Source organism: Anaerobacterium chartisolvens, from assembly GCF_003337415.1.
Taxonomy (GTDB): Bacteria; Bacillota; Clostridia; order Acetivibrionales; family DSM-27016; genus Anaerobacterium; species Anaerobacterium chartisolvens.
On record NZ_QPJT01000002.1, the window covers coordinates 208,902 to 221,448 of the forward strand.

At 46.0% G+C, this 12,547-nt stretch carries 13 protein-coding genes and 2 riboswitches; all 13 genes read left to right on the plus strand.

From position 1 onward, the window contains the following. The first annotated feature begins 16 nt into the window (after positions 1-16). Positions 17-1,648 carry a PfaD family polyunsaturated fatty acid/polyketide biosynthesis protein gene (locus DFR58_RS02540; RefSeq protein WP_114296235.1) on the plus strand — a complete coding sequence of 544 codons (1,632 nt, stop codon included), beginning with the start codon at positions 17-19 and terminating at the stop codon, positions 1,646-1,648. Positions 1,649-1,735: 87 nt separating this feature from the next. Beyond that, a complete protein-coding gene (locus DFR58_RS02545) occupies positions 1,736-3,760 on the plus strand; it encodes an alpha-amylase family glycosyl hydrolase (protein WP_114296236.1) in 2,025 nt (674 codons plus the stop codon). A 66-nt stretch (positions 3,761-3,826) separates the two neighbouring features. Then, a riboswitch (TPP riboswitch) is annotated at positions 3,827-3,931 on the plus strand. A 142-nt stretch (positions 3,932-4,073) separates the two neighbouring features. Further along, positions 4,074-4,844, plus strand: a complete 771-nt coding sequence (locus DFR58_RS02550; protein WP_114296237.1) for a thiazole synthase — start codon at positions 4,074-4,076, stop codon at positions 4,842-4,844. A gap of 42 nt (positions 4,845-4,886) precedes the next feature. Further along, positions 4,887-5,990, plus strand: coding sequence for a 2-iminoacetate synthase ThiH (gene thiH, locus DFR58_RS02555; RefSeq protein WP_114296238.1), 1,104 nt, complete (start codon positions 4,887-4,889; stop codon positions 5,988-5,990). A gap of 18 nt (positions 5,991-6,008) precedes the next feature. Then, positions 6,009-7,070 (plus strand): thiamine phosphate synthase, encoded by a 1,062-nt coding sequence (locus DFR58_RS02560; RefSeq protein ID WP_114296239.1) that lies wholly within the window; start codon positions 6,009-6,011, stop codon positions 7,068-7,070. Continuing rightward, positions 7,067-8,368 carry a phosphomethylpyrimidine synthase ThiC gene (gene thiC, locus DFR58_RS02565; RefSeq protein ID WP_114296240.1) on the plus strand — a complete coding sequence of 434 codons (1,302 nt, stop codon included), beginning with the start codon at positions 7,067-7,069 and terminating at the stop codon, positions 8,366-8,368. The genes DFR58_RS02560 and thiC overlap by 4 nt, the downstream gene beginning before the upstream one ends. A gap of 14 nt (positions 8,369-8,382) precedes the next feature. Further along, entirely contained in the window at positions 8,383-8,583 is a 201-nt protein-coding gene (gene thiS / locus DFR58_RS02570; RefSeq protein WP_114296241.1) for a sulfur carrier protein ThiS, read from the plus strand. Between the two features lie 8 nt (positions 8,584-8,591). Next, entirely contained in the window at positions 8,592-9,386 is a 795-nt protein-coding gene (locus DFR58_RS02575; RefSeq protein ID WP_114296242.1) for a HesA/MoeB/ThiF family protein, read from the plus strand. A gap of 93 nt (positions 9,387-9,479) precedes the next feature. Then, positions 9,480-9,647: a DUF559 domain-containing protein gene (locus tag DFR58_RS22580; RefSeq protein ID WP_114296243.1), complete on the plus strand. Its 168-nt coding sequence runs from the start codon at positions 9,480-9,482 to the stop codon at positions 9,645-9,647. Between the two features lie 256 nt (positions 9,648-9,903). Beyond that, a riboswitch (THF riboswitch) is annotated at positions 9,904-10,041 on the plus strand. A gap of 114 nt (positions 10,042-10,155) precedes the next feature. Next, positions 10,156-10,677: a folate family ECF transporter S component gene (locus tag DFR58_RS02585; protein ID WP_114296244.1), complete on the plus strand. Its 522-nt coding sequence runs from the start codon at positions 10,156-10,158 to the stop codon at positions 10,675-10,677. A 448-nt stretch (positions 10,678-11,125) separates the two neighbouring features. Then, positions 11,126-11,419: a YerC/YecD family TrpR-related protein gene (locus DFR58_RS02590; RefSeq protein WP_114296245.1), complete on the plus strand. Its 294-nt coding sequence runs from the start codon at positions 11,126-11,128 to the stop codon at positions 11,417-11,419. Between the two features lie 28 nt (positions 11,420-11,447). Continuing rightward, positions 11,448-11,852: a hypothetical protein gene (locus DFR58_RS02595; RefSeq protein WP_114296246.1), complete on the plus strand. Its 405-nt coding sequence runs from the start codon at positions 11,448-11,450 to the stop codon at positions 11,850-11,852. 121 nt (positions 11,853-11,973) lie between these two features. After that, complete coding sequence (locus DFR58_RS02600) at positions 11,974-12,540, plus strand: DUF5317 domain-containing protein (RefSeq protein WP_207659097.1); 567 nt, start codon at positions 11,974-11,976, stop codon at positions 12,538-12,540. Positions 12,541-12,547 lie beyond the last annotated feature (7 nt).

Below are 12,547 nucleotides of genomic sequence, written 5' to 3' on the forward strand. Positions count from 1 at the left end.
GGAGGAAAGCGTGGAAATGTCAATGGAAAATGGAGAATGTGATGTGCTTTTGTGGAAATGCGGAGCTATAGCCGGGAGTCCGGAGCAGGTAGAGCAAATAATAAGGTCTGTGGATAAGCAGTGCTATGTGGTTGAAACCGACGACGGCTTCAAGCCTGCGCTTGGAGGAAAGCTCCACAGCGGTACGGATACTGCCGGGGAACCTGTGTACCGCTGTGTCGGCTTCATTCCTTCCATTAGCGGGGAGAAGCTGGGAGACAGAGGCTTTATCAACGATTACGGCACTCGCTATGCCTATATGGGCGGGGCAATGGCCAACGGGATTTCCTCTGTGGAGATGGTGGTTGAATTGGGGAGAAACGGCTTTATGGGGTCGTTCGGCTCGGGAGGCTTGAGCATGGATGTGATAAAGGAGGCAATTACATCCATTCAGAAGGCATTGCCGGACGGGCCTTACGCGGTAAATCTTTTGCATGGCTCGGGACGCGGAAAGAGAGAGTTTGAGCTTGTGGCGCTTTTGCTTAAAAATAAGGTAAGGACTATCGAAGCGTCCGCTTTTATAACAATGACGCCTGCGCTGATTTATTACCGCGTTTCAGGTCTGAAAAAATCCGTTGACGGGACAGTGGAAAGAGGGCATAAAATTATTGCAAAGGTGTCCAGAGAAGAAGTAGCAACCAAATTTATGCAGCCTGCCGAGGAGGATATCATAAAGGGCCTTCTGGAGGAGGGACTGATAACTGCCGAGCAGGCAAAGCTGTCGCGGGAGGTGCCTGTAGCCGATGACGTTACAGTAGAGGCGGATTCGGGAGGACATACCGACAACCGTCCTCTGGTCTCACTTCTTCCTGCGATAATCGCGTTGCGCGACAGCATTCAGGAGCGGTACGGGTATTCAAAGCCGGTAAGGATTGGGGCTGCGGGAGGAATAAGCACTCCACAGGCTGCGCTGGCAGCCTTCCAAATGGGAGCTGCTTATGTTGTTACAGGGTCGGTAAATCAGGCCTGCATAGAAGCAGGCACCTCGGATTACGTACGCAAAACGCTTGCAGATACGGGCATGGCGGACATAATGATGGCGCCCTGCGCCGATATGTTTGAGCTTGGGGCAAAGGTGCAGGTTCTGAAGAAGGGGACAATGTTTCCAATGAATGCGCATAAGCTTTATGAATTATACAAGAAGTATTCATGCATAGAGGAGATTCCCCCCATTGAAAGAGAGAGGCTTGAAAAGAGAATGTTCAAAGCGGGACTCCTGGATATATGGAGGGAGGTAGTAAAATACTTTGAGATCAATGCCTCGGAGGAGCTTGTGCGTGCGGAGCAGGATGCAAAATACAAAATGGCGCTTATTTTCAGGTGGTATCTGGGTAATTCATCGCGTTGGTCCATAGCAGGCAACCGGGACAGGCATATGGATATGCAGATATGGTGCGGACAGTCTATGGGCGCATTTAACAATTGGGTAAAGGGGACATATATGGAGGATGTGCAAAAACGCAGGGTTGCCGAGGTGGCATTTCATATTATGAATGGTGCGGCCTGTCTGCTTCGTTCAAATCTCATAAGCCAGATGGGTGTCCCGCTTTCCCCCAGACAGAGAAATTACAGCATAGCACGCGGTATTGCGTTTTGGGAGCAGGTATGACATACTATATATTGTATATGGTAAAATTAAGCATGGAACATAATATAATGCTTTTGAAATCTTTACAAGGGGGAGAGGTGATTTTTGATGGAGGCTGTTTTAAACAAAGCCGAGGCCATTAAATTGCTGGAGATTGATCCGTGGCTTAAGCCCTTCGAGTATGACATCGGTTTGCGCATGGACAGGTATAGTGCTGTTAAAAGGGCATTGCTCGGAGATGCACCCAATCTTAAAGCTATTGCAAACGGACATTTGTTTTTTGGTTTTCATCCAGCCGACGGAGGCTGGTATTACCGGGAATGGGCTCCGGGGGCCCAAGCTTTGAACCTTATCGGCGACTTCAATGAATGGAATACTAAAGCACATCCTCTGAATAAAAAGGAAAACGGCTGCTGGGAGATTTTTATTCCGGGAGAGGATGCTCTGGCCCACATGTCCCGCGTCAAGGTGCGCGTAAAGGCTAACGGTATTTCACGGGACAGGATACCCCTATACATAAAGAGGATAGATAAGGATTCCGGCACGGGAGATTTTGCGGGGCAAATATGGCAGCCTCCTGAGCCCTTCCGTTGGACCGACGGGGATTTTTATGTTGACCATTCAAGGCCGTTGTTTATTTATGAAGCGCATGTAGGCATGTCACAGGAAAAGGAAGGCATAGGCACGTTTAAGGAGTTTACCGATAATATGCTTTGCAGGGTGAAGGCCAATGGCTACAACACAATACAGCTAATGGCGGTAATGGAGCACCCCTACTACGGCTCCTTCGGGTATCAGGTGTCCAACTTTTTCGCCGTTTCCTCGTGGATGGGAACTCCCGATGACTTGAAGGAGCTGATAAACACCGCCCATAGCATGGGTATTACCGTACTGCTGGATCTTGTGCATTCACATTCCGTTAAGAATTTTGCAGAGGGCATAAATGAATTTGACGGAACGGAGTATCAGTTCTTTCACTCCGGCAGCAGAGGAGACCATCCGGCATGGGACTCAAAGCTGTTTAACTACGGAAAGCATGAGGTGATACACTTCCTGTTGTCAAACATAAAATTCTGGCTGGAGGAATATCATTTTGACGGGTTCCGCTTTGACGGCATTACATCTATGCTGTATAAGCATCATGGTCTGGGAGTTGCCTTTGACAATTACAAAAAATATTTCAGCATGGATACCGATCTGGATGCCGTTACCTATCTGCAGTTTGCAAATGAGCTGATAAGGGAGGTGCGTCCCGATGCCGTTACTATAGCGGAGGATATGAGCGGAATGCCCGGAATGTGCCTTCCAATCGAATATGGTGGAATAGGCTTTGACTACAGGCTGGCAATGGGAGTGCCGGATTTCTGGATAAGCACGCTGCGCAAGTGCTCCGACGAGGAATGGTCCATGCACCGCATGTGGCATGAGCTCACCACACGGAGGGCGGGGGAAAAGAACATAGGATATGCCGAATCGCACGATCAGGCTATGGTGGGAGATAAGACCATAATATTCTGGCTGGCGGACAAGGAGATGTACTGGCATATGGCGAAGGGGGACAACAGCCTTCACATAGACAGGGCTATTTCCCTTCACAAGCTTATAAGGTTTATTACCATGACCCTTGCGGGAGAAGGGTACTTAAACTTTATGGGAAATGAGTTCGGGCACCCCGAGTGGATTGACTTCCCAAGGGAGGGAAACGGCTGGTCCTATAAGTACGCGCGCCGCCAGTGGAGCTTGGCGGAAAACAGAAATTTGAAGTATGAGTATTTATACGCGTTTGACCGTGACATGATCTCCTTTGCAAAGAGCTATAACATCCCGGGGACAGGATATGCCACCAATCTTTGGATTGATGAGAGAGACAAGATTATGGCATATAGCAAGAGCGGGGTTGTATTCCTTTTTAACTTCAATCCCTCTACTTCCTTTACACAGTTTGGAATTCCTGTCGAGGAGGAGGGAGAATACCGCGTTGTATTTGACACCGACGATAAGCGGTTTGGGGGACAGTCCCGGATAGCGCGGGACATAGTATACCGCACAACCCGCCTTCCTGAAAAGGGCGATAAGCCGGGCATTATTATTTATTCTCCAAGCCGCACCGCTCTGGCTTTGGAAAAGGTATAGCACCCGGGCTTGATCAAAAAGCTTTACATAATGGGCTTGGTTGGTTATAATTGATATTGAATTTAATATTGCTGCTGGGGGTGCCTTAAAAAAGGCTGAGAGAGGCGAGAGTCTTAACCCTTTGAACCTGACATGGTTAGTACCATCGTAGGGAAGCGAGTTGAGTTTTGTCTATCAGCTTACCCTTCATGGTAAGCTTTTTTTATTTTTTATATATGCAGCGATAAAGATTTTACATGGAGGGTATAACTTGCTGGAAGAAATTTTTTTGACCCGTAAGGAATACATCTAAGAAAGGGAGGTTATAAAGTCTATGAACGATACCTTGGTTATTGGAGGAAGAGAGGTCGAAAGCAGGCTTTTCATCGGTACGGGAAAGTTTTGCTCAAACAACATTATTCCCGGGGTAATAAAAAGCTCGGGGGCTCAGGTGGTCACTGTGGCACTGAGAAGAGTTGACCTTGACTCGGAGGATGAGAATATACTTAAGTTTGTCCCCAAAGAGTGTATTCTTATGCCCAACACCTCGGGGGCGAGAAATGCGGAGGAGGCTGTGAGGATAGCCCGTCTTGCCAGAGCCTGCGGATGCGGAAGCTGGATAAAAATAGAGGTTATTTCAGACAACAAGTACCTTTTGCCCGACAACCACGAAACAATAAAGGCGACGGAAATACTGGCGGGGGAAGGCTTTACGGTGCTTCCTTACATGAGCCCCGATTTAATGTCCGCCAAAAGGCTTAAGGATGCAGGAGCCGCCGCAGTTATGCCTCTGGGCGCTCCCATAGGAACAAACAAGGGGCTTAGGACAAGAGAGCTTATAAAGATTCTTATTGATGAAATAGACCTCCCCATTATAGTGGATGCAGGCTTAGGAAGGCCCTCGGAGGCTGCCGAGGCAATGGAAATGGGTGCGGCAGCGGTGCTTGTAAACACTGCGATAGCAACTGCGGGAGATGCCGTCGCCATGGGAGAGGCCTTTGGGCTTGCGGTTATGGCGGGAAGAAAGGCTTTTCTTGCGGAGGGCGGAGCGGTAAGGGAATATGCCGAGGCCTCATCACCCTTGACGGGTTTTTTGGATGACTGATACCCCATAATAATCATACAAAATTAAGGAAGTGTCTTATAAATGAGTTTTTATGAAAAATATTTGTCCTGGAGAGATAAGGACATTGACGGCTTTTGCAAGGAGCTTGGCGAGGAGGACGTAATAAGGGCCATAAATAAGGAAAATCTAAGTGAAAGGGAGTTCCTTGCCCTCCTGTCGCCTAAGGCGGCAAAGCACCTTGAGGCTATGGCGCGCCGTGCAAGGCAGCTTACGCTTCAGCATTTCGGAAGAGTGATGTTTTTGTATACCCCTATGTATCTGGCTAATTTTTGCGTCAACCAGTGTGTATACTGCGGCTTTAATACCACAAACAAAATAGTGAGGAAGCGGCTGGAGCCGGAGGAGGTGGAGAGGGAGGCGCAAATAATTTCTGCTACCGGCTTAAGGCATATTTTAATCCTTACCGGCGAGTCAAGGGAGAAAAGCTCTTTAGAGTATATAATCCAGTGCGTGCAGGTGCTTAAAAAATACTTCACCTCGATATCCATAGAGGTGTACCCCATGAATACGGGGGAGTATAAGCAGCTTGTGGATGCGGGAGTTGACGGCTTTACCATATATCAGGAGGCATACAATGAGGAAGTTTACGGCACGCTGCATTTAAAAGGCCCTAAAAGCAATTACCCGTACAGGCTTGACGCTCCTGAGCGTGCATGTATGGCATCCATGAGAAGTGTGGGCATAGGTGCGCTTTTAGGCCTTGACAACTGGATAAGCGAGGCGTTTTTTACAGGCCTGCACGCACACTACCTGCAGGATAAGTATGCTGATACCGAAATCAGCGTATCGTTTCCAAGAATCAGGCCGCATAAGGGACAGTTCCAGCCTAAATGCCATGTGAGCGATAAGGAGCTTGTACAGATAATGCTTGCAATGCGGCTTTTTATTCCAAGGGCGGGACTGACCATTTCAACCAGAGAAAGAGCCGAATTCAGGGATAATCTTGTGGGGATGGGAATAACCAAAATGTCCGCAGGGTCTTCCACAGAGGTGGGAGGGCACGCGCTCGAACAAAAAAGTGAGAAGCAATTTGATATTTCGGATAAAAGAAGTGTGGATGAAATAAGGAACATGCTTTACAGCAAGGGGTACCAGCCTGTGTTCAAGGACTGGCAGGCTATTTAGAAGGGGGGCTGACGGGGTATGTCGGATAAGCTTTTCAGGCTGATAGATGCCAATATAAACAGAGCATCCGAGGGCCTTCGGGTTGCGGAGGATATAACGAGATTTTATTTTGATAACAGGGAGCTGTCTGAAAAGCTCAAAAAGCTGAGGCATGATATAAGAAAAGGCATAATGCCGTACATGAATCAGTGCCTTGATGGCAGGAGAGCGGAGGAGGATGTGGGGCTGTCCGTTTCAAGAGAGCTTAAGATAGATCAAAAGAGCCGGGTGGATGAGCTTGTGGCGGCTAACTTTAAAAGAGCCGAGGAGGCTTTGCGAGTAGTGGAGGAGAGCTTAAAGCCTCTTTGCAAATATGACATGGCTAAGGACTATGAGGGCTTCAGGTTTTCATGCTACGGGCTTGAAAAGCAGTGCGCCCTTTTGGTGTGCGGGCGGTCAAGGAGGCAGAAGCTGGGCGCGGGGCTATATTGCCTTACGGCGGAGGAATTCTCAAAGGGCAGGAGCAATATACAGGTAGTGCAGGAAATGATAAATGCCGGGGTAAAAATAATACAGTACAGGGAGAAGGAAAAAAAGCTGGCCGACAAATTTAGTCAGTGTGTCAAGCTCCGCGAGCTTACCCGGCGTGAGGGCGTAACCTTTATTATTAACGACAACATAGACATGGCAATGATGGTGGGAGCGGACGGAGTACACATAGGCCAGGACGACCTGCCCATAGAAAAGGTAAGAGAGCTTGTGGGACAGGAAATGATAATAGGGCTGTCCACCCATTCTCCCGCACAGGCGCAGGATGCCGTCGCAAGAGGAGCGGATTATATAGGCGTAGGCCCGATATATAAGACCTTTACAAAGAAGGACGTATGTGATCCCGTCGGACTGGAGTACCTGCAATACGCCGTGGACAACATTGACATACCGTTTGTGGCAATAGGAGGCATAAAGGAAAGCAATATGCACGAGGTGGTTTCAAGGGGGGCTAAGTGCATAGCAATGGTTACTGAAATAGTGGGTGCCGAAAACATAGAGCAAAAGATTAGAAGCATAAATAATAAGATGGGAGAGTGCATAACAAGATGAAATATACAACTCAAATGGATGCTGCAAGAAAGGGTATAACAACACCTCAAATGGAGGCGGTTTCCAGAAAAGAGATGATAAGTGTTGAGGAAATACGCCGGCTTATGGCCGAAGGCAAAATAATAATTCCCGCTAATAAAAACCATAAAAGCCTTGAACCCGAGGGAGTAGGACAGGGACTAAGAACTAAAATAAATGTCAATTTGGGTATATCAAAGGATTGCTGTGATTTTGAGCTTGAGCTGGAAAAGGTAAAAAAGGCTATCGCACTAAAGGCCGAGGCCATTATGGATTTAAGCTCCTATGGAAAAACGCAGCAATTTAGGCAAAGCCTGGTGGAAATGTCCTCCGCCATGATCGGCACCGTCCCGGTATATGATGCGGTGGGCTTCTATGACAAGGAGCTTTCAAAAATTACGGCAAGGGAATTCCTTGATGTTGCAGAAAAGCACGCAAAGGATGGGGTGGATTTTATGACAATCCATGCCGGAATAAACAGGGCTACCGCCGAACGCTTTAAAAAGAATAAAAGGCTGACAAACATCGTATCGAGAGGAGGCTCGCTCATATTTGCATGGATGGAGATTACAGGCAATGAAAATCCTTTTTTTGAGTACTATGACGAGCTGCTGGATATCTTTGAACAATATGATGTCACGATAAGCTTAGGCGACGCATGTCGTCCGGGAAGCATAAACGATTCTACGGATGCCTCGCAGGTAGAGGAGCTTATTGTACTGGGAGAACTGACAAAGAGGGCATGGGACAGAAATGTGCAGGTTATGGTTGAAGGCCCGGGGCATATGGCAATAAATGAAATAGCGGCAAACATGATTATGGAGAAGAGGCTGTGCCACGGTGCGCCTTTTTATGTGCTGGGCCCCCTTGTAACGGATGTGGCACCGGGATACGACCACATAACAAGTGCAATAGGAGGAGCAATTGCCGCCGCCAACGGAGCGGATTTCCTTTGCTATGTTACTCCTGCGGAGCACTTGAGACTGCCTGACCTTGAGGATATGAAGGAGGGAATAATCGCGTCTAAGATTGCCGCTCATGCAGCGGATATTGCAAAGGGAATAAAGGGCGCCAGGGAATGGGACTTTAAAATGAGCGACGCCAGAATGAGGCTTGACTGGGAGGGAATGTTCGGGCTTGCCATCGACGGGGAAAAGGCAAGAAGGTATCGTGAAAGCTCCAAGCCCGAATTTGAGGATTCCTGCAGCATGTGCGGAAAAATGTGCGCTATGAGGAATGTAAATAAGGTGCTTAAAGGGGAAAGCATAAGCATACTGTAAAAAGGGGGTATACAATGAGAGTCAGGATAAACGGAAAGCATATGGAGCTTGACGGGGAAGCCAGCATACTTTCGCTTGTTGAGCTAAAGGGCATAAACCCCGAAAGCGTGGTTGTGGAGTACAACCATGAAATCCCTAAAAGAGAGAAATGGGCGGAGATAACACTGCGTGAGGGCGACAATATTGAAATAGTTAAATTTATGGGCGGCGGGTGATTTTAAGTATGCTGAATGAAGAACAGGTTTTAAGGTACTCAAGGCAGATAATACTTAAGGAATTTGGATATGAGAGTCAGCAAAAGCTGCTTAAATCAAAGGTTTTAGTTGTCGGAGCGGGGGGGCTTGGATCGCCTGCTCTTTATTACCTTGCCGCGGCAGGGGTGGGAACAATTGGGATTGTGGATTTTGATACCGTGGGGATATCAAATCTTCAAAGGCAGATAATCCATTTTACAGAGGATTTGGGGAGAAAAAAGACTGATTCGGCAGAGCAAAAGATAAAAAGCTTAAATGCCGATGTGAAGGTAATAAAGCATTCGGTGAGACTCGACGCGCAAAACGCGGAGGAGCTTATCGGGGACTACGATGTGGTTATTGACGCAGTGGATAACTTCCGTGCCAGATACCTTATAAGCGACTTGTGCTATTTTATGAAGAAGCCACTTGTCGAGGGCGCTGTACTGGGCTTTGAGGGCATACTTATGACAATTGTCCCCGGCGCGACGCCGTGCTACCGCTGCCTGTACCCCGAGCCTCCGCGGGATGGGGTTGTGCCCTCCTGCGGACAGGCGGGAATACTTGGGCCTGTTGCGGGAGTTATAGGATCAATGCAGGCGCTTGAAGCCATAAAGCTTATTGCCGGAATGGGACAAACGCTTTCGGGCAGGCTTATGACCTTTGATGGGCTTGAAATGAAGGCACGAGAGATTGAATGGAGAAAAAAGGCGTCATGCCCTCTGTGCGGAGACAACCCCGTCATACATGAGCCTGTGGAATATGATATAAAATGTAAATTTTAACTCCCCTTCTATCTTCCCCTCACATTGAGGGAAAAAAAAAGAAGGGCACTGGAGAAGAAAATGAGGAGACATCCTACAAGTGGAGAATAGGAGTTGTGGGATAAAATCGGAAATAAACAGTTGGGAGGGTACCGGTTTTTAAGGCAATATGCCATAAGTAGGTATATAGCTGATTTTTATTGCAGCAAAGCGAAAACAGTATTGCTACTTAGAAGACCAGCAAAACCTACATGGACCTTCTTTTCCTTCCCCTCGAAGTGAGGGGAAGATAGATAGGGAGCTTATTAAAAATCTGAATTTGGAATAAAACGCCATAATATATTGGCTCTTTTTAACCATTTTTTTTTGGATAATTATGCTGTTATGTGAAAAAGGTGCTTCAATTGTAATCCCTATAGCGATTTTCCGAAATGCTGTGTCAGATATAATTTATGCACCCAAGGTCAAAATATTTATTGATTTTATTCTAAGGATTGTGTAAAATAAATTTGCTTTAAATATTAATAAATAATATATGGACAGAGTAGGGAATTGCGCGTTAAGTGCCAGTCGGACGGGAAGTTGCCGCTGGACGAAAAATCCTGTTAAAAAGCAGCCTGAATGTAATTCTGGTGATTTTAAAGGGTTTGCGGTGCAATTTTCGCATTCCGCTGTCACAAAAGAGCCTCCGTGAGCTATGAAGGGAAAAGCTGCTTTAGCTTTTTGCCATCATAACAAATGAAAAGTTCTTTATGTGGCTTACGGCCATATAAAGAGAGGAGGTGATTTTGTGAACAGGCTCAGAATTATAATATCCATTGGATTATTGATTTCCATAGAGGTTATTTTAACAAGGTTTCTTTCTATTCAAACTCCTATTTTAAGGATTGGTCTTGGCTTTATACCCATTGCGCTTTCCGCAATGCTTTTCGGGCCGCTTGCGGGGGCTCTTACAGGGGCTTTGGCCGACATAACGGGCATGATGGTTTTTCCTCAGGGTGCGTATTTCCCCGGCTTTACACTCAGTGCATGTCTTACGGGGTTTGTATACGGCATATTTTTGCATAATAATCCCAGGTCCCTTATAAAAACCGTTATTGCGGTATTTATTATAGTAGCGTTTATAGATTTGGGCTTAAACACCCTCTGGCTGTCTATAATAACCGGCAAGGGAGCACTTGTTCTTGCCGCACAGAGGCTGGTTAAGGGCATAGTTATGCTGCCTGTACAGGTGATATTTATTCAGGCTGTCTGGAGGAGCATAGGTTCAGGCTTATGGAGAACTCATATGCCGGCAGCCGGTAAAAATTAACGTGTAAATCAACGCCCCTGTGCGTCTATCTATGGCAGGGGCGTTGATTTTTTATGTTAGTGTGCTGTCTCTTATGGGGTATGATTATGAATTTAGTCGCATACCGAACCTATACCGCCACAGAAAAGAAGTAAAAATACAAGAATGAAAAAAAGTACGGTTGAATTACCGAAAAATCCTCCGCCTCTATCTTCTGACATAACTGCACCTCCTGAAAAGATTGTTTTATTGAGCTCTCCTTATACATGATATGCAATTTATATATTAACGTGAATGGCAAAATTCATTTGCCGATTCATTTTGACTTGCAAAATTCATTTTGACTTGCAAAATTCATTTTGACATCGCTGCTTTTTTGAATTAAAATTATCGTGAGTATAATTATATTTAAACTGTTAAAATATACTATGTAATAAATCTCGGCTTTACGGGATGGAGTGATGCTGTAATGAATTCCAAGATAAGGGATGAACATACAAACAGGCTGTTTGAAGCAATACTGCTTCTCGAGAATGTAGACGAGTGCTATAGCTTTTTTGAGGACATTTGCACGGTGGCGGAGATAAAGGCTCTTGCTCAAAGGCTGGAGGTTGCCGGAATGCTTAAGGATAAAAAGACATACTCGGAAATTGCTGAGGCAACGGGTGTCAGCACTGCTACAATAAGCAGGATAAACAGATGTCTTGTTTATGGAGCGGACGGCTATAAAATGATTTTTGACAGAATGGAAGGCAAGGAATAGAATTAAAAAAATTAAGGAAGATTTTTTTATGCTCAGGAAACTTTTTATAGGCTTAATAATATTATCCACCCTGACCTCGGAGGGGGCCGTAGATATTCCCTGGAATATTTACACCCTTTATTTGTGTGCCAATAACGGCCGCAGCTTAGGCGGGGGCTTGGATGCGGTAAAAGAGCATATTTACGGCCTGCGGGAAGGTGATGCCGTTAAGCGCGGCTCACAAAAGGTGTCTGCGGTTGCGGGGGGGAATATCGGTACTGCCTCTTTAAGCCTGTCTGACTCATATATTCCGCAGGATATTTCCATAGATACTGCAAGCCTCTATAAAGGACCTGATTTATTATGTGCTTTTTCAAATTCTCTCGGTAAGCTTTTTCATAAGTCTCAAAAGGAAAATATTATTAGAAAATCGGATACATCTCCTCCATGCTAAGGAATTACCGGCATATCTCATATAGCAGTATATCCTTTTTCATAGAGCGCTCATTTATAACAGCCGGTTTGACTGTAATAATTTAAATAATGAAAGACGGGGTGGAATTGTGATATACCTTATGGCTATAGCTGCCGCTATTATTGCCGGCATTCTTGTTAAAGGCAGAATATCAAATTTACTGAATCTTAAATTTGAAAAGACATGGCTCATTCTTGCCGCGTTTGTAATACTGTCGGCGGCACAGATAGCGGGAAGCAAATACGGATTTGTTCAAAGGTATTCTTTTTGGATTAATCTTGTTACCTTCTGTATGCTGCTTATCGGATTGTGGTATAACAGGCGCTATGTGGGAATGCTTTTTATTGGGCTTGGTTGTCTGTCAAATGCCGTGGTAATGCTTGCAAACGCGGGGAAAATGCCCGTAAGCATGGAAATGATAGAAAAAGCGGGGCTTTCCCATATGGTTTCACAGCTTTCCTTCAGGCATATGATTTTTGAAAAATGGCATCAGGTAAGGCTGCCCTTTCTATCCGACATCATACACATACCCGGGTTTCTGGGGTATTGGGTAGGTGTGGCCAGCATAGGGGATCTGATTATTACATTAGGACTCTTCTGTGTAGTTCTTGAGGCTGTTGCAGGGCGGGGAATATTGCCTATAAGGCAATTTCTTAAAATAGATTAATAATTTG

Excerpts from the sequence above, each read along its gene's own strand:
- DFR58_RS02540 (WP_114296235.1), top strand. The coding sequence starts at position 17 with ATGTCAATGGAAAATGGAGAATGTGATGTGCTTTTGTGGAAATGCGGA.
- DFR58_RS02545 (WP_114296236.1), top strand. The coding sequence starts at position 1,736 with ATGGAGGCTGTTTTAAACAAAGCCGAGGCCATTAAATTGCTGGAGATT.
- DFR58_RS02550 (WP_114296237.1), top strand. The coding sequence starts at position 4,074 with ATGAACGATACCTTGGTTATTGGAGGAAGAGAGGTCGAAAGCAGGCTT.
- thiH (WP_114296238.1), top strand. The coding sequence starts at position 4,887 with ATGAGTTTTTATGAAAAATATTTGTCCTGGAGAGATAAGGACATTGAC.
- DFR58_RS02560 (WP_114296239.1), top strand. The coding sequence starts at position 6,009 with ATGTCGGATAAGCTTTTCAGGCTGATAGATGCCAATATAAACAGAGCA.
- thiC (WP_114296240.1), top strand. The coding sequence starts at position 7,067 with ATGAAATATACAACTCAAATGGATGCTGCAAGAAAGGGTATAACAACA.
- thiS (WP_114296241.1), top strand. The coding sequence starts at position 8,383 with ATGAGAGTCAGGATAAACGGAAAGCATATGGAGCTTGACGGGGAAGCC.
- DFR58_RS02575 (WP_114296242.1), top strand. The coding sequence starts at position 8,592 with ATGCTGAATGAAGAACAGGTTTTAAGGTACTCAAGGCAGATAATACTT.
- DFR58_RS02590 (WP_114296245.1), top strand. The coding sequence starts at position 11,126 with ATGAATTCCAAGATAAGGGATGAACATACAAACAGGCTGTTTGAAGCA.
- DFR58_RS02595 (WP_114296246.1), top strand. The coding sequence starts at position 11,448 with ATGCTCAGGAAACTTTTTATAGGCTTAATAATATTATCCACCCTGACC.
- DFR58_RS02600 (WP_207659097.1), top strand. The coding sequence starts at position 11,974 with ATGGCTATAGCTGCCGCTATTATTGCCGGCATTCTTGTTAAAGGCAGA.